Consider the following 17,388-nt stretch of genomic DNA (forward strand, 5'->3'; position numbering starts at 1 on the left):
TCCCATTCAATAGCGTGCTTTGCAAGGGCAGATAAATGGCAATGGATCTTCGTAAAATTAAAAAACTCATTGAGTTAGTACAAGAATCTGACATAGCAGAACTGGCGATCACAGAAGGTGAAGAATCAATTCGCATCACCCGCTACAGCCCTATGCCAGCCAATATGCAATCACAGCAAACACTACCCAGAGCAAGAGTCGCGCCTTTGAGTGAACAGGCAAAACAAACAGGCATTTCGCCAAGTACAGAAGGTTTTGTGCAAGTCTCGCCTATGGTCGGCACTTTTTACGCGGCGGCAGAACTCGATGAGGTGCCGCTGGTTAAAGTCGGTCAACGAGTGAGCCAAGGTGAAGTGATCTGCATTATCGAAGCGATGAGAATGATGAATCCCATCCAAGCCGAGCGCGATGGCGTGATCAGCGCTATTTGGGCCAAAGACGGCGATGAAGTGGCATTCGATCAACCACTATTTACCTTAATCTAACCGCTCGCCTTATCATGAATTGAAGCGCACTTGAGTTTAAGCTGCGGTTTTCAAGCAAAGGCAGCATTAACCGAGGTCACTATGATATTAATTACCGGCGCCAGTAGTGGTTTAGGCGCAGCGCTAGCATCGCTCTACGCCAAAGAAAATGAACCGCTAACACTCACAGGTCGCCATGCCGAGCGCCTGCAAACCGTCGCCAATGCATTAACGCCCTTCTCCAACAAAACGATCGCTGCTATCACCGCCGATCTCGCCAGTGAATCGAGTCTCGAAGCCCTGTTCGATGGCCTAACGCAAGCTCCTAAAACCGTGATCCATTGCGCGGGCAGCGGCTACTTTGGTGCAATTGAAACCCAAGGGGCGAGCGATATCCAAAGCCTGCTCAATAACAATGTCACCTCGACGATTTTGTTAGTGCGGGAATTAGTGAAACGCTATAAAGATCAAGCGGTCACTGTGGTTGTGGTCATGTCCACCGCAGCACTAGCCGCCAAGGCGGGAGAATCCACTTACTGCGCGGCAAAATGGGCGGTGCGGGGATTTATCGAGTCGGTGCGATTAGAGCTTAAACAAAGCCCAATGAAGTTGATTGCCGTGTATCCCGGTGGCATGGACACAGGCTTTTGGCCCAGTAGCGGTAAGGCTTTAGATACCTCAAGCTTTATGTCCGCCGATGAAGCGGCGGGCATGCTCAAACAAGCCTTGGTTGCCACAGAGCATGGTTATATCGCCGATATCACCATACAAAGAGCCTAGCTCTAGCCAAAACTGAGGTTAGCAGATTACGCACAAAACAGGTTCGAGAAGCAGGATAACTGCACCTCGAACCTGAGTGTTCCACTTGCTAGTCGGCGCAGTTGGCTGTGTTTAAACTCACCGTGCGGCGACTCTCCCTGTGGGTCAGCCACCACATCACAAGTCCTCCTAATGACAAAAAAGACGCCGCATAACCCGTTGCGGCAATCCCTTGTCCAGACAGGATCACTAAACTGCCCACCCAAGGGCCAATTGCATTGGCAAGATTAAAGGCGCATTGCACTAACGCACCTGTCATGGCCTGTCCATTGGGTGCCACATCCATCAATCTGGCTTGCACAATAGTGGCAAGCCCTAATCCACAACCGACAAAGAATACTACGGGCATCAGCGCCCAATAATGTCCGGTCAAACTCGGGTAAATCGCTAATACCAGAGTGCTTAACACTAACGACCAAAACGCCGCAGCTAAGGCCGACTTATCCGCCGCCCAGCCGCAAACTAAGGTGCCCAATGTTGCGCCAATACCAAATACTGCCATCATGATTGGGATCTTAAACGGCTCGACTTGTGTCACTTGGATTAAGGTTTCAGCCAGATAGGTATACACGCAGAAGATACCGCCAAAGCCAATGGCCGCGATACCGAGCGTCAGCCAGACTTCACGATTTTTAAGGGTTTGTAGCTCTTTTTTGGGGCTCGCATCAGCGGCCACGGCTTGATTGGGCGCTAAAAAATACACCATCACAGCCGTAATGGTCGCCAGAATCGCCACTATGCCAATCCCTGAGCGCCAGCCTACAGTTTGCCCCATCCAAGTGGCAAACGGCACACCGATAATCGTCGCCAGTGTAAGGCCAATAATCACCCGCGATACGGCGCGGGCCTTCATTTCTGGTGGCACTAAAGAGGCAGCGAGCAACATAGCCACACCAAAATAAGCGCCGTGGGGCAAGCCGCTGAGAAAACGAAAAAAGATTAACCAATTCAATGATGGCGCTAACGCACTTAAGCCATTGGCCACCGCCATTAACCCGGCTAAGGCAATCAAGAGTGTTCGCCGCCTGACCCTAACGGCCAGCACCATGATAATTGGCGAACCGACCACAACCCCCAGCGCATAGGCACTAATGGCATAACTCACATGGGCAACCTCTACCCCTAAATCACTCGCGATATAAGGCACTAAGGTCATGGAAGCAAATTCTGTGGTGCCTAAAGCGAATGTTCCGAGTGCTAAGGCAAGTAACACCCATAATGTACTGGCGCCCTTATGCTGATTTTGGACAGATGGATTTTGAACCTGATATTGAACGGTTTTCAAACGTTTTCTCCGCTATGCTATAAAACGACAACTAGCTGATAAATAACTAATAAAAAGATAATAAAAGATGATAAATAAATTGGAGCCCACTAAGGGGCTCCAATTTCTCAGTCATTTACGTAATGTAAATCTATCTGACTAACTGTTCTTGATAGGTTTGACTGTTCCAGTCGTAGGCGTAAAGCGTGCCTTGCCACTCGTAAAGTGTACGACCATCCTGCTGCACAACCCTAGCATTGCTCGGTAAGCTAGGCACACTGTGCGCCGCCCGTGGACGGGGAATCGAAGCTGTTTTGCTTGCAGCATTACTAGTTTGCGATACCAGTTGCCCTGTCGTTTGTCCGGCCATATTTACAGGCATGCTCGACACCATACGGCCTTCACTCGCAGAATACTGCATACTGGTTGTTACCCGTACAGGTGCAGAAATGGCCACAGGTTCATCGTCGTAGCGCATAGGAATCGACAAACCTATGCCCGAATAGGGCGAGTTCCAGTAATTTCGAGCGTAGGCGTCACGCGACGTATTCCAACCCCAATCATTGTTCCAATGGGTGTTCACACCATAACCGACATTCCAACCCGATCCCCACCCCGTAGCGAGCCCTAAACCCAGTCCTAAACCCCAAGGGTAATAGGGACGGTAATAAGGTCGATAATAGGGACGATAATGGCGATTATCTTTGCGCACATGGCGGTTGTCGTAATAATTGTCATAACGATTGTTGTAATGACTGTCGCCACGACTGTGGCTATCACGATGACCGTGGCGTTCGTCTTGATCCGAATAGCCTCTATTTCCGGCCACCGCCACAGTCGGCACACTGAGCGCCCCCAAAAGTGAGATCCCCACGGCAAGCGATAAAACCAAGCACTTTAGCGACCGCTTATGCGCGCCATGTGATTGACTTTGAACACACTTTTCTTGAGCAAACCATACAGGAATATTCATATAAACCTCGAAATAAAGGGCGTAAGCGAGATCTATCGCGACTTACTGGTAACCATTTTACGCTTCCTAAGCTTGAAGATCACTGAATTGGTTAACCCTAAAACAGAAAAATGCTATAGTGCGCGCCACACGGATTTTCACCGCAGAGGCTATTTCCACATGAGTTTTAAGGATTTACGCAGCTTTATTGATCACTTAGAAGCCAATGGCGAACTCAAACGCATTAGCTACCCAGTTGATCCTCATTTAGAAATGACAGAGATCGCCGATCGCGTATTACGCGCTCAAGGCCCTGCGCTATTATTTGAAAATCCCAAAGATCATCACATGCCCGTGTTGGTAAACCTGTTTGGTACGCCAAAACGTGTGGCTATGGCACTCGGCAAAGACGACCCATTAGCCCTGCGCGAAGTAGGCGAACTGTTAGCCTTTTTAAAAGAACCTGAGCCACCTCGGGGTTTTAAAGACGCGATCGCTAAGATCCCTATGTTCAAGCAAGCCTTGAATATGCCGCCAAAGACAGTGCGTAATCCGCCTTGCCAACAAATCATCAAAACCGGCGATGAGGTCGATTTAACTAAATTGCCTATTCAGCATTGCTGGCCGGGCGATGTCGCGCCACTGGTGACCTGGGGCTTAACCATCACCAAAGGCCCGCGCAAGAGTCGTCAGAATTTAGGCATTTATCGCCAACAATTACTGGGTAAAAACAAGCTGATCATGCGCTGGTTATCCCACCGTGGTGGCGCGTTAGATTTTGCTGATTTTAAACAACAATTCCCCGGTGAGCGTTATCCGGTTGTGGTCGCACTCGGCGCCGATCCTGTGACCATTTTAGGTGCCGTCACCCCAGTCCCCGATTCCATGAGCGAATACGCTTTTGCCGGTTTACTGCGCGGTGAACGTACCGAAGTCTGTAAGGCATTAAGCTGTGACTTAGAAGTGCCCGCCACCAGTGAAATCATCCTCGAAGGTTATATCGATCCTGAGGAACTAGCGGAAGAAGGCCCCTACGGCGATCACACGGGTTACTACAACGAAACCGATAAGTTTCCAGTATTTACCGTTACCCACATCACTCACCGTAAAGATGCCATCTACCACAGCACTTACACTGGCCGTCCACCGGATGAGCCCGCCATGCTGGGGGTCGCATTAAACGAAGTGTTTGTGCCGATTTTACGTAAGCAATATCCTGAGATCGTTGATTTTTATCTGCCGCCTGAGGGTTGTTCGTACCGCATGGCAGTGATCTCTATTCGTAAACAATATCCGGGACACGCCAAACGGGTGATGATGGGCGCGTGGTCTTTCCTGCGCCAATTTATGTACACTAAGTTTATTGTCATAGTGGATGAAGATGTGAACTGCCGTGACTGGCAGGATGTGATCTGGGCGATCACCACCCGAATGGACCCTAAACGCGATACTGTGATGATCGAAAACACCCCGATCGACTACCTCGATTTTGCTTCACCCGTTGCGGGCTTAGGCTCAAAAATGGGACTCGATGCCACCAATAAGTGGGAAGGTGAAACCAACCGCGAATGGGGCACGCCAATCGTGATGGATCCAAAAGTAAAACAAAAGATCGACTCAATCTGGGATGAGTTAGGCATAGACGACAGCCCAACCCTATAATTCAGCTTAAGCCATTACTCAAGTATCGGCTTAAGCCAAGAGAATAGGCCAATAACAGGCCTCTAAAGCGACACCTAGACACATACTGTTGAAGAAAGGTGCAAAGGAAGTTTGATGAAAACCATACGTTGTAAGATAGAGAAAGTTAACCCATTTAACGATGCCGTATATCAAGTATTGTTAAGGCCTGAAACCGCCTTCGATTTCCAAGCGGGGCAATACTTATGTGTTGTCATGGGTGAAAAAGATAAACGCCCCTTCTCTATCGCATCAGCGCCAAACGCCGAGCTGATCGAATTACACATTGGCGCCGCTGTAAGTGAAAGCTACCCAATGCAAGTGGTCGAGCGCCTGAAAGCCTGCGCCCTTGATGGCAGCACTATCGACATCGAAGCCCCAGGCGGCGAAGCCCACCTGCGTCACGAGAGCATTCGCCCTCGCCTGTTAATCGCCGGCGGTACAGGTTTCTCTTACATTAAAAGTATCATCGAGCACCAAATCGCCCTCGGCCAACAGGTTGAAACTATGCTGTATTGGGGTTGTCGCACCCAAGATGCCATGTATTTTGAAACCATTGCCCGCGAGTGGCACGACGCTCACCCTTGGTTGCACTTCGTCCCAGTCATCGAAGAAGCGCCAGCCAATTGGCAAGGTAAAACCGCTAATCTGTTAGCGCAAATCAAACAAGATTTTGTCAGCTTAAATGGCTACGACATCTATATCGCCGGCCGTTTCGACATGGTGGGTGCAGCACGGGAAATCTTCCGCGAGATTGGTGTAGAAGAAGCACATCTCTACGGTGATGCGTTCGCGTTTATCAAATAACGCGATAATTTGTATGCTTGGCTGGCTAACCTTTGCCAGCATAGGCTTAAATAATAAACCCCAGTTTTTACTGGGGTTTTATTTTTACGTTACGCCGTATTTCACTTTTTGTGGATACACCCACTAAGTAAATTTGCTTATCCAAAGGTTATTTGTTGCTTAAGCAAAAGATTAAAGTCGTGGGTCTTCAACCCACACCCGACCAAGAGGGGATCAACAGCAATCCCCTCTTGGAACTCCCTTGCCACCCCTAGCGAAGTTACATGCATTAGTTAGTGGCTTCGTGCTTATTCGAAAATAGCTAACGCTTCCGATGGGGTGTCCCTTCCCCCCGAAAGCTACGCAGACGTCCTGTCTGCGTCACGCTATTTTCTTCAACGCCCTTCAGCAACTTCGCAGGGGAAGGTGAACAACTGTAATCTCGGTGTCGGCTGTTTATCCCAAAAGAGCTTTGCCTGTCCTATCTTTTTTATTTAAAATTTGATGACTTATACGTTGTAGCGATTAGGTGAACGGTTTTAAAAATGCGCATATACATTTTTCGTATGGTGTATTGAACAAAAAGCTGTTAAGTTCCTTTTATTGCAAGTGATTAATTATGCACACTTTATAGTAGTCTAATGAAGAAAATGCTTATGTGTACTGTGATAGTTTTTCGTTATGGCTTGTCCACAATTTAAAGCTGCACGTGTTGGTAGCGCTATATTTTAAATATGGATTTATAAGGAGATTTATTATGCAAATCATTTTCTTTATTGTTGGTGTTTTGCTTTACTTATTTGGATATATTGTTTTCTCTGGTTCAAAAAGCTCGATTCATGAAACTGTTGGCTTACTGGTATTCTTAAATGGCACTTTGTTTGTTATTGCTGCTGGCATTATTGATGCCATAAACAAGAAAAAAAATGCAGACTAAGCAGTTAATTTTTTGGTTACAAAAACGTAAGATACATAATTTTTAGTCAGGTGCTTTTGGCTGACGTTGTTAGATAAAAGAGCATTATGTGCTTCTACTATAGAGAAGAATTTGAAGAGATAAATTTTATTACAATGCTAAATAGTATAAGTTTAAAAATAATTAAAATGATAAATAAATTTTTAGTATTAGTATTAGTATTTGTGCTTACAGGGTGTCAGGTAACTGGAACAGCAAATAAAAGCGTAATTAATAAAACAAAAACTAGCTCGTCATTAGTAACAAAGATAGATGACAGCCAGTGTAGTGCGGAGGTATACGCTGCTATTGCTGGGCCAGAATTTTCATATATTGGTAAAGATAAGTATTTAAAGCTCTATTTCAATGTTGTTTCTGACTCTTCAAATTACAAATATACAGATGCTGATTATTTACCATTGAGTGGCCTCAAGTTTAAGTTTACTGGAACATTAGCACCAAAAGAGTTTAAGTCGCAAAACCCATATAAAAAAGTAATTACTATTGACGGCGTTCCGGTTGAGTTTGATTCAAATATAAAAAGTGCTGTTATTACTGAGTCTTGTCATACTTATTGGTTCAGCGGTCATATTAATTATGATTACATAACAGGCGAGAGTGCTGGAATATTTGAAAAAATAGATAAAACAAAATTTACTGTAGAAGATTTTAAATATGTCTATGGTCCAGACAATGTAAAACCATATGCGCCAAAGGTAAAAATCGACGTCGATAAATTTGCTAAGACGGCTACCATTAGTACTGAATATCAAGATTCGCTGATGCTTCGTGCTTGGACCGATAGCGGTCTATCTAAGAAGCCGAAAGAAATTCAAATCTATACTGAAATAATGCTTCTTGATTGGGCTCATTTCGATAGAGCAATCAGCGACGATGGTAACAAAAGAGCGCTCGTTCGAATTGATACTGATGTTAGAAATTGCGGTGGAGTCTTAGGCTGCCAAGTTTATGAAACGGTAGGGGTTTCTGTTCCTTTGGGCTATGTTGAGAAGAATGTAGAGGGTTTTGAGGTTCAAGTATACGGACAACAAAAGAAAGTGATCAAGGTGCCTAAATATCAGATCACGTCGATTTTAGAAGCGATAAATAAAATTAAATAAGACTATCCCGAAATGGATTTGATTTATGAAAATAGTTATTAATACTTTTGCAGTTATTGGATCTTTATTCCTACTCTTGTTTTTAGGTGGGTTACTTTCTAAATCTCAGCATTCTAATGCCCAAAATGCATTTGATAAAAATAATTTTGACGGAACTTATAATGTAGATTATGGAAATTCAACATGTGGAAATTTGGGCTACATATTTAAAAAAAGATATCACCGTAATTTTGATGAAATAGAAAACCCTGGGAGTATCCGTAAGTCAAACTGCAAGTCAATAAATGGAAAGTATCAAGGTTATATTTATCCTTCAAATAAGCCATATATCCGTATTTTTTGGGAAGAAACTAAGAGGGGGGATGTAGTATTATTAAAGAACCAAAGATAGAACATGCATATCTTTTTCAGTCAATCGCAGCCAACATCAATACACCAGAAATTCACCATCCCTCGGAGTTGCCGCAGGGAAAAATCTGGCCACCCAGCTTAAATCGCGTGTTTTCGGGAAAAATCTGGCCATATATGGACGCTCCCGGTGAGTCAAGACAATACTCTGCTCACCGAAGGCTTTTTCAAAGATAGGACATGCATATCTTTTTCAGTCAATCGCAGCCAACACCAATACACCAGAAATTCACCATCCCCTCGGAGTTGCCGCAGGGGAAAATGATAGGACAGGTAGAACTCTTTTGAGATTAGCCGCTAACACCGAAATCTCAGGAGTTCACCTTCCCCTGCGAAGTTGTCGAAATACGCAGATAGCTCTTAGTTGTTTGAGTGGGGCCGTGGCGACATCATGGATGATGGCGCAGGCTCGGGGGGACAGGGATGTCCCATCTGAGCCGTTAGGCGATTTTTATAGGAGTATGAGACCACTAACTAATGCATGTAACTTCGCTAGGGGCGTCATGGCTGCTTGTGAAAACATTAGCAAGGAGGATAGGACGAGCAGTCCTCCTTGGTCGGGTGTGGGGTGCAGCCCCACGACGTTGATTTAGCTTTTAATTACTAATGTATAAACCTTTAACACCACAACCATAAACCAACTCAGGGTTAAACACCCAAAGCCCTGCGGCGACTGAGCAGCCCCTTACACTTGTGGTCTATGTAGATCAAAACGCAGATCTTCACAGATCCCATAGTAGGCCGATGGGCCGCCGGCACGTAATACGGGCTCGGCGAGGGCGGTTTGATAAATCCCCTCGGCATTGAGTAAATGCTTGGCAATATGCACGGCCACCACTTCACCTAACACCAACCAAGTATCAATCTTGTCGCCATTGGCGGCGGTGAGTTGAATACATTGGGACAATTTGCATTCGAAGTTCACTGGGCTTTCAGCCACTAAGTCTGCCTTAACAATGGTGCCTGCTTTAGCCGTGAGTCCGGCAAAGCTAAACTCATCTTGACCGCGTGGCAGCATGGCGGAGGTTTGATTCATCTGCTCGGCTAAGCCGCGGGTGGTGAGGTTCCACACAAACTCCCCTGTTTCGACGATATTGGCGACACTGTCTTTCCAACCTGTGCTGGCAAAGCCGATGATGGGCGGTTTGTAGTTGAAACAATTGAAAAAGCTGTAAGGTGCGAGATTGCGTTGCCCCTCGGCATTGCGTGATGAAATCCAGCCGATCGGTCGAGGCCCCACAATCGCATTTAAAGGATCGTGTGCAAGGCCATGGCCTTTGCTCGGTTCGTAAAAATAGCGGTTATCAGCAGCCATACTTCATCCCTTAATCACAATAATAAATATCATCTTACAAGGCTTAATCTTTCCGCCAAACAGAGTGTTCAGAGGATCTCCAAACGCATAAGGGGAATCTAACGTTCCCCTTATTTACCGTTGTTAATCAGACAGGCTTTACCAGATCTTAACGCGATCTTCTGGAGCCAAATACAGCTTATCGCCAGGCTTAACATCGAATGCAGTATACCAAGCATCTAAGTTACGCACAGTCAGTGCGCGATACATGCCTGGGGCATGTCCATCGGTTGCTACCCGAGCACGCAGGGCTTCGTCACGCATCTTAGTGGCCCAGGTTTGCGCAAAGCCGATAAAGAAGCGTTGATCGCCCGTAAAGCCTTCAATCACTGGGGCTTCTTTACCGTTAAGCGAGGCATGGTACGCATCGAGTGCCGCGGCTAAACCCGCCACGTCGGCAATGTTTTCACCTAAGGTCAACTTGCCATTCACGTGTAAATCTGGGAAAGGCGCATAGGTATCAAACTGCTGAGCTAAGGCATCGCCTTGCTTAGCAAACTGGGCAAAGTCAGCTGGCGTCCACCAGTTACGCATAGCGCCAGTCGAGTCGAATGCCGCACCATTGTTATCAAAGCTATGGCTGATTTCATGGCCAATCACAGCACCAATCGCACCATAGTTGTACGCCGCATCGGCTTTAGCATCGAAGAATGGCGGCTGTAAAATACCCGCAGGGAAGTTCAGCGCATTCTGCACCGGCAAGTTCACCGCATTCACCACTTGCGGCGTCATCCACCACTCGCCTTTATCCATTGGTTTACCAATCTTGGCGAGCTGATGGCTGTACTCTACTTTTTCACCATTGATGGCATTCGCGTAGGCATTGGTCGCCGTTACAGCATAGCTGTCGTAATTGCGCCATTTGTCGGGATAACCCACGCCCACCGCCATAGTCGCTACTTTTGCTAGGGCTTCTTTCTTAGTGGAAGGGTCCATCCAATCGAGTTTTTCCACTCGCTGACCAAAAGCCGCCACTATGTTATCCACCATAGTGCTGACTTCAGCCTTGGCCGAAGCAGGGAAATATTGCTCGGCATAGGCATGGCCTACGGCATCACCTAAGTATTGATCGAGTGCCGCTAAGGCACGTTTATCGCGGCTACGCTGCTCTGGCGTGCCAGAAAGTTTAGTGCCATTAAAGGCAAACGAAGCGTTGTCTATAGTCGATGGCAACACATCGGCGTGGCTGTTGATCTGGTGGAACACGAGCCAATCTTTCCAAGCTTCTAAAGGCTCAGAGGCCACCAGCGCAGAAAGTCCTGTAATTGCCGTCGCATGGTAGGCTGCAAATTTGGGCTGATTGCCCAGTTGCGCCGCCGCGAGGAAAGCAGTCCAGTCGATGCCCGGTGCTTTAGCATCAAAGTCAGCACGGCTCCACACGCCCGAAGACTTAGCGAAATCTTCGCTATCTTCACGGCTAGCGTGAGCGGCAGCGATCTTGCTCTCAAGGGCGAAAATACGATCGGCACGGGCTGCGGCATCGCTCACGCCCGCATCTTTGAGCAAGGTTTCAATATAAGCACGGTAAGCGCTGCGAATGTCGGCCATTTTAGGATCGGCAGACAGATAGTATTCGCGCTCGGGTAAGCCTAAACCGCCCTGCAAAAAGTAAGGCAAAACTTCGCCCGGCGTGGCTAAACCTTGGGTGACGAAGATCCCAAACAGGTTTTCGGTATGGAAATCGGTCGCGTTGAGAGGGTCAACATCGGCGCGCAGGTTTTCACCTAATGCTGCGGATAAATCTTGCTTGCTCGCAATGGCCTCATAACGGGCGATATCCGCCTCAGCAGGTTTCATTCCTGCGGCATCAATAGCGGCGGTATCTGTGTAAGCCTTGTAGAAATCGGCGATACGCGCTTCGTCGCTCCCCACCGCATGTTGCGCTTTCACCAGATCGGCAATCAAACTGGTTTTATGCTTTTCGGTCGCTTCAAAGGCAACGAGGAAAGCGCCAGTGCTGGAGCGATCGGCTGGGATCATCGTTGTTTTCATCCATTCGCCATTGGCGTAGGTATAAAAATCATCCCCTGGTTTTACCGTTGGCGTCATAGCCGCGACATTAATGCCAATCGGCATTTGAGCAGCTACGTCTTGGCTTTTTGGTGCGTTTTCGCTGGTTTTAACTGTGTTTTCTGTGGTGTTATCACTGCAAGCAGTGAGCCCCGTCAGTACTGAAGTAGACAGTAACAGCACGGGAATTAGACGGTCCGACATGAATGACTCCTCTTTCTTTTATTATTGTATTTATCTTGTGATGATTAGGTTTTGCAGTGTAACTGGCACTGAATGAAGAAGTAAAACAAAGCCACTTTTTATGATAAAAAGTTAATGCAAACATTTTGAGCCAGTCTACCGAGGCAGCCTGAACTTTGTATTCTGCGACGCATTTCTTTAAAATTGCCGCCAAACTCTTTATTTCGAGGCAAATCAGATGAAACTCACCCGCTTAACTCAACCTATTTATGACCACTTATATCGAGATATCAGTGAGTTTCGCAGCACCTTCGACTTGCCCGTTAATGATGTTGACTCCTTAGATGACAAGGCCGACACGCTACATACTTCGCTGATTATTGAAGAGTTAACTGAACTTGCCGAAGCCGATAGCCGTATCGAGCAGGCCGATGCCATTGTGGATTCTGTGTATGTATTAATGGGGCGTTTAGTGCACTTAGGCGCGCAAGCAATGACGGACAGACTCGAAATCAGTTACCTGATTGACTTGTTGCTTTGCGTGGCTCAAAACCGTGAAATCGACTTTATTAGCTGCTGGGATGAAGTCCACTCGAGCAATATGAGTAAAGTGTGCCGTAATGAGCAGGAACTTGCTGAGACAATTGCTTTTTATGCCGAGCAAGGTGTTGAAATTGTCGGTAGTCAGCAAGGTGATTTCATCATAGCGAAATGCGCTAAAGATGTGGAAATGGCAGGTAAAGTGGTTCGCCAAGGTAAGGTACTAAAATCGGTTTACTATCGCCCAGCGGATCTGACTACACTGGTTAAAGCCTAACCACGGCAAGCCTAGGATAGCACTTAACTAAGTGCGTCCTAGGATGTGTTGAACAAGGCTAAAACGGCAGAACTCAGTCCGATGTATCACTCTTACGATATTCTAAAATATCCCCAGGCTGGCACGACAGGTACTCACAAATACTCGCCAGTGTTTCAAAACGCACGCCTTTCACCTTGCCACGTTTTAGCAGGGATAAATTCGCTTCGGTAATGCCAACCGCTTTGGCAAGCTCCTTAGAACTCACCTTCCGTATCGCCATCATGACGTCTAAATTAACGATAATGTCCAAAATTACACAAACTCTTTGTTTTCTGCCTCAAAATCTCGGGCAGCTTTAAGCAAATAAACAATCAGCAACATCAATAAAATCGTGGTGATATTGCCAAAATCGAGCGCCAAGTCGATACGGGTATCCTCAAAAAGCGACTTGTGATAGTAACCTACGCCTAAGGTTTGCAGTATCTCTATCACTAAGGCGGCAACCTTAAGCCAAACCAACCACAGATAACAATGCATACTTTCGTCGCTAAAAAACAAGCCGTCTTGATAGTAGGCTAATAATTTTTGCAGCCAATAAACACCCAGTAAAAACGTGATAAACAATGGACTTAACATTAACAGCAACAGGGTTTGACTCGCATCAGGCGATACCCATAGCGCTTGGAACAATCCATTATTCGATCCAAAACGTATCTCATCATGGACTAAGTAGCTATAACCCAGATACACCACCACAATCGTAGCGGCCAACAAAATCACCCACCGGAAAAATGCACTGATTTTTATTAACTTTTCTATGTTTTTATTCATCACTCAATCCTAAATTTAATCCAATCCCAGTGCTCTTTAACCTTGGCTAGTATACTCGTTCAGTAAAATATATTGCAAAGAAATATAATTTTATTGTTTTACGATAATTAATTTTCGTATTAACATGATGTCACTTCTAACAACTCAAGGTTACAACAATGCGATTATCCTCCTTCACAAGCCAGTTATGCAGTGCTGCTATTGCCGCTATGCTACTCGCAAGCTGTTCAACCTCAACCACAGAGCAAAAAGCCAATACGGATAGGCTTAACAGCCAGCAAGCCCAAGTGCCGCTCATTCCCATCGAAGATTTTTTCAATGAGCAAAATATTCACCATTTAAAAATGTCCGCCGACGGTAAATGGTTAGCCTTCACAAAGGAATACCAAGGTGCGAGCAATATTTATGTAATGGCGGATAAAAGCGATCTTGCAAGTGCGACACTCTTAACGCAGTCCATTGAACCTATTAAAGAATTTGAATGGTCATCAAACAGTAACGAACTCTTTTTTATGAAAGATAAAGGGGGAAATGAAAACACCCAAATTTTTAAACTCAGCTTTGAAACTCCCCAAGGCAAAATAGAGCCAAAAGAGCAGCAACTGACGCACAATGACAAGGTGAAATACAGCGTCATGGAACAGCCCAAGGATAACCCTGAGCAGCTGGTTGTGATGGCGAACCACGATGAACCGAGTCGGATGGATATCTATTGGCTCAACACCCATGATGGCAAGCTAACGCCTATTTTTGAAAACAACTTAAACTTGGTGCAAATGAAGTTTAATAAACAAGGGCATCCCGTTATAGGCAGTAGCACTAATCTAGATAACAGCTATAGCCTCTACACACTCATTGATGGCACTTGGCGTAAAATAATCCACACAGCTAAGGGGGAAAGCATTGATATCTTAAAAGTAAACGATGCGAAAAAACTCGCCTATATCAGTGCCAACATCGGTGAGCGGGATAAACAACAACTGCTCAAAGTTGATCTTATGACGGGAAAATATGAAACCTTGCACAAAGATCCTAACGATGAAGCGGATGTTTATCAGGTATTGTTTAACGATGCTGGTGAACCTTTAGCCATTTCCTATTACGGCGGTCGCTTAAGAACATATCCACTTGATACTGAGTTTGCTCAGCACTGGGATGTGATCAATAGGCATTTTAATCAAGATGTTGAAATAACCATTACCGAACGTAACGAGAAAAATAATCTCTGGCAGATCAACGTCGCGAGCGATAGGGCATCGAGCTTAGATTACCAATACAATGTCATTAATGGTGATATCCACTTACTCGCAGATATTCCTCCAAGCATACAACCAGAACTGCTATCACCCAGACAATCCCTAGTCTATACCGCAAGGGATGGTGTAAAAATTCAGGCTTATTTGACATTACCAAAGGGAAACCAGCACAATTTACCCACCATCATTCTGCCCCATGGCGGCCCTTGGGCTCGGGACTACTGGGCGCTAGACTCTGGTTACTTCCATGCGATTGCTCAGTTCTATGCCAACCGTGGTTATGCCGTGTTACAGCCAAACTTTCGCGCATCGACAGGATTTGGCAAACACTTCCTCAACTTAGGCAATAACAATTGGGGCACTGGCAGTATGCAAGATGACCTAACTGATGGTGCAAATTACTTGGTTGAACAAGGGATTGCGGATAAAAATCGCTTGGGGATCTTTGGCGCATCTTACGGTGGTTATGCGGCTTTATCCGGCGCGACTTTTACCCCAGATCTTTACCAAGCTGTGATCGCCTATGTGGGGCCGTCAAGCTTAGTCACGCTAATGGCGTCTTTCCCCGATTACTGGCGCCCCTATTTAGGTCAATGGTTTGAATCAGTGGGAGACCCGTTAATTCCTGAACAAAAACAAGATATGGAGAACCGCTCCCCAATTAATTTTGTCGATAACATAAAAGCACCGCTGATGCTTATCCAAGGAGCGAATGATCCGCGAGTGACTCAAGTTGAATCAGATAATATTGCGAAAAAAATGTACCAAAAATCGTTACCCGTTAAGTACGTGCTGGCAAAAGACGAAGGACATGGATTCAGTAAACGCGCCAACAAGCTGGCATCGATTGTCGCCACTGAACAGTTTTTTGCTGAGCATTTAGGCGGGCGTGTCGATACTAATGTGAACCCTGAAATTCTAAAACACTTAGACAGCTTGAACGTCGATATCAGTAAACTCTAAGCTTTTGCCGCCTTTACCAAGGAAGGTAAAGGCGGCAAACTAGCCTAGATTTTATATTTCATTTGCTTAGGGATAAAAATGAATCCTGCGAAAGTAGTGCGTGCCGAGGTGAAGCAATTAACTGATTTGCCGAATATTGGCAAAGCCTGTGCGGCGGATTTACGTTTGCTCGGCATAGATAAACCTGAGCAACTGCTGGGGCAAAATCCCTACGACCTGTATCAAGCACTCAATCGTTTGACCGGAAAAAGACACGACCCCTGCATGCTCGATGTGTTTATCTCCATCACCCGTTTTATGGCGGGCGAAGATGCTAAACCTTGGTGGTTTTACACCGATGAGCGCAAAAATGCCTTAGGGTAGACTAAACCTTAACTTTTAGCTCCCGCCTATTTATCACTTTGTATTATTTCAGGTTCTTCCCTTAACCATTCCCGCCAAATCGCCACCAGCAAGGCCATCAACACGGGGCCAACAAACAAACCGACAAATCCCATGGTTTTCACGCCGCCGATCAGACCGAAAAAAGTCGGTAAGAAAGGCAATTTAATCGGCCCACCGACAAGATTAGGCCTTAAGGTTTTATCGACAATAAACAGCTCTATGCTGCCCCAAAGGAATAAGCCGACGCCCGCCGTCATATCGCCAGTGCCGACAAGATAGAGTGAAATCAAGGTAAACATGGTTGGCGCGCCGCCGGGAACCAAGGCCATAAAGGCAGTTAACACCCCAAAAGCCACGGCCGAAGGCACACCCGCTATCCAATAGGCGATCCCCAGCACTATGCCCTCACCGATCGCGATAAGCGTCATGCCAATCACAGTCGAACTGACCGTAGCAGGCACCACACGGGAGAAGCTATGCCAGCGGGCGGGCAATACTCGCTCGCCGACAATATCCAGCTGTTTGGCCACTTGCTCGCCATCTTTATAGAGGAAAAACAACGTAATAAGCATAAAGAGCAAGGTCAATAACAACCCTAAAGTATTCCAGCCCAATTGCAGTACCCAGCGGGAAATGCCACTCAGGTTCTGACCACTGATGGCACTGATGATTTTACCTAGCTCGTGGGGTTCACCGATAAATTGCTGCCATTGCAGGGTTAACCACTCACCCATCCAAGGCAAATCTTTGATCCACAAGGGCACGGGCGAACCGTGTTGGTTAGTAAACACCAACCAATCAACCCAAGTTCTAATTTCTTGTAACGCATAGGAAAATACAAACACCAGCGGGATAATCAGCCCGAGCACAATACAACACAGGGCAATAGTTGCCGCTAACGCCGAGCGACCACCGCATTTTGCCAATAGTTTTTGATAAAGAGGCCAACTCGAAAAACACACAATCAAGGCGGCTAAGGCAGGCACTAAAAAGTCGATAAAAAAGAACACGCCAGCACATAAGAGCAAAATCAACAAACTACGACCAATCGCGGCATTACTGAAAATCGGCGTCATAGTGCTAACACTCCCCACAATACAATCCAACGATAAGATGGAAAACACTCGGCATTCTATCAAAAGCCTAACAGTTGAAATGA

General features: G+C 46.2%; 17 protein-coding genes. 10 read left to right on the forward strand and 7 right to left on the reverse strand.

Going from position 1 to position 17,388, the window contains the following annotated elements:
* Nucleotides 1-35 precede the first annotated feature (35 nt).
* The gene (accB, locus tag AYJ58_RS00340; protein ID WP_106648263.1) at nt 36-485 is read left to right on the forward strand and encodes an acetyl-CoA carboxylase biotin carboxyl carrier protein; all 450 of its coding nucleotides are present in this window, start codon (nt 36-38) and stop codon (nt 483-485) included.
* 81 nt (nt 486-566) lie between these two features.
* A complete protein-coding gene (locus AYJ58_RS00345) occupies nt 567-1,244 on the forward strand; it encodes an SDR family NAD(P)-dependent oxidoreductase (RefSeq protein WP_106651711.1) in 678 nt (225 codons plus the stop codon).
* Between the two features lie 88 nt (nt 1,245-1,332).
* Here the strand turns inward: AYJ58_RS00345 and AYJ58_RS00350 are convergent, their stop codons facing one another.
* Nucleotides 1,333-2,568 (reverse strand): MFS transporter, encoded by a 1,236-nt coding sequence (locus AYJ58_RS00350; protein WP_106648264.1) that lies wholly within the window; start codon nt 2,566-2,568, stop codon nt 1,333-1,335.
* A gap of 130 nt (nt 2,569-2,698) precedes the next feature.
* The gene (locus AYJ58_RS00355) at nt 2,699-3,520 is read right to left on the reverse strand and encodes a hypothetical protein (RefSeq protein ID WP_106648265.1); all 822 of its coding nucleotides are present in this window, start codon (nt 3,518-3,520) and stop codon (nt 2,699-2,701) included.
* A gap of 159 nt (nt 3,521-3,679) precedes the next feature.
* Between AYJ58_RS00355 and ubiD the strand changes: the two genes are divergently transcribed.
* From ubiD to AYJ58_RS00380, 5 genes are all read left to right on the forward strand, one after another.
* A complete protein-coding gene (ubiD, locus tag AYJ58_RS00360; protein ID WP_106648266.1) occupies nt 3,680-5,161 on the forward strand; it encodes a 4-hydroxy-3-polyprenylbenzoate decarboxylase in 1,482 nt (493 codons plus the stop codon).
* 114 nt (nt 5,162-5,275) lie between these two features.
* A complete protein-coding gene (fre, locus tag AYJ58_RS00365) occupies nt 5,276-5,986 on the forward strand; it encodes an NAD(P)H-flavin reductase (protein WP_106648267.1) in 711 nt (236 codons plus the stop codon).
* Nucleotides 5,987-6,722: 736 nt separating this feature from the next.
* Complete coding sequence (locus tag AYJ58_RS00370) at nt 6,723-6,902, forward strand: hypothetical protein (protein WP_106648268.1); 180 nt, start codon at nt 6,723-6,725, stop codon at nt 6,900-6,902.
* A gap of 86 nt (nt 6,903-6,988) precedes the next feature.
* Nucleotides 6,989-8,041, forward strand: a complete 1,053-nt coding sequence (locus AYJ58_RS00375) for a hypothetical protein (RefSeq protein WP_106648269.1) — start codon at nt 6,989-6,991, stop codon at nt 8,039-8,041.
* Between the two features lie 25 nt (nt 8,042-8,066).
* Entirely contained in the window at nt 8,067-8,432 is a 366-nt protein-coding gene (locus AYJ58_RS00380; RefSeq protein ID WP_106648270.1) for a hypothetical protein, read from the forward strand.
* Nucleotides 8,433-9,134: 702 nt separating this feature from the next.
* Here the strand turns inward: AYJ58_RS00380 and AYJ58_RS00385 are convergent.
* The gene (locus AYJ58_RS00385) at nt 9,135-9,764 is read right to left on the reverse strand and encodes a flavin reductase family protein (RefSeq protein WP_106648271.1); all 630 of its coding nucleotides are present in this window, start codon (nt 9,762-9,764) and stop codon (nt 9,135-9,137) included.
* A 138-nt stretch (nt 9,765-9,902) separates the two neighbouring features.
* Nucleotides 9,903-12,017: a M13 family metallopeptidase gene (locus tag AYJ58_RS00390; protein ID WP_106648272.1), complete on the reverse strand. Its 2,115-nt coding sequence runs from the start codon at nt 12,015-12,017 to the stop codon at nt 9,903-9,905.
* Between the two features lie 217 nt (nt 12,018-12,234).
* On the opposite strand from AYJ58_RS00390, the gene AYJ58_RS00395 reads away from it, so the two are divergent.
* Nucleotides 12,235-12,813 (forward strand): nucleoside triphosphate pyrophosphohydrolase family protein, encoded by a 579-nt coding sequence (locus AYJ58_RS00395; protein ID WP_106648273.1) that lies wholly within the window; start codon nt 12,235-12,237, stop codon nt 12,811-12,813.
* 73 nt (nt 12,814-12,886) lie between these two features.
* Here the strand turns inward: AYJ58_RS00395 and AYJ58_RS00400 are convergent, their stop codons facing one another.
* Both AYJ58_RS00400 and AYJ58_RS00405 read right to left on the reverse strand, forming a co-directional pair.
* A complete protein-coding gene (locus AYJ58_RS00400; protein ID WP_063883682.1) occupies nt 12,887-13,105 on the reverse strand; it encodes a helix-turn-helix domain-containing protein in 219 nt (72 codons plus the stop codon).
* 2 nt (nt 13,106-13,107) lie between these two features.
* Complete coding sequence (locus AYJ58_RS00405) at nt 13,108-13,626, reverse strand: DUF2975 domain-containing protein (protein ID WP_063883683.1); 519 nt, start codon at nt 13,624-13,626, stop codon at nt 13,108-13,110.
* 158 nt (nt 13,627-13,784) lie between these two features.
* Between AYJ58_RS00405 and AYJ58_RS00410 the strand changes: the two genes are divergently transcribed.
* Both AYJ58_RS00410 and AYJ58_RS00415 read left to right on the forward strand, forming a co-directional pair.
* On the forward strand, nt 13,785-15,845 hold the full coding sequence (locus tag AYJ58_RS00410; RefSeq protein ID WP_106648274.1) for a S9 family peptidase: 2,061 nt from the start codon (nt 13,785-13,787) through the stop codon (nt 15,843-15,845).
* Between the two features lie 78 nt (nt 15,846-15,923).
* Nucleotides 15,924-16,208, forward strand: coding sequence for a helix-hairpin-helix domain-containing protein (locus tag AYJ58_RS00415; RefSeq protein WP_106648275.1), 285 nt, complete (start codon nt 15,924-15,926; stop codon nt 16,206-16,208).
* Nucleotides 16,209-16,234: 26 nt separating this feature from the next.
* Here AYJ58_RS00415 and AYJ58_RS00420 read toward each other — a convergent pair whose 3' ends face one another.
* Nucleotides 16,235-17,305 (reverse strand): AI-2E family transporter, encoded by a 1,071-nt coding sequence (locus AYJ58_RS00420; protein ID WP_106648276.1) that lies wholly within the window; start codon nt 17,303-17,305, stop codon nt 16,235-16,237.
* Nucleotides 17,306-17,388 lie beyond the last annotated feature (83 nt).

Source organism: Shewanella sp. Pdp11, from assembly GCF_002838165.1.
Taxonomy (GTDB): domain Bacteria; phylum Pseudomonadota; class Gammaproteobacteria; order Enterobacterales; family Shewanellaceae; genus Shewanella; species Shewanella hafniensis.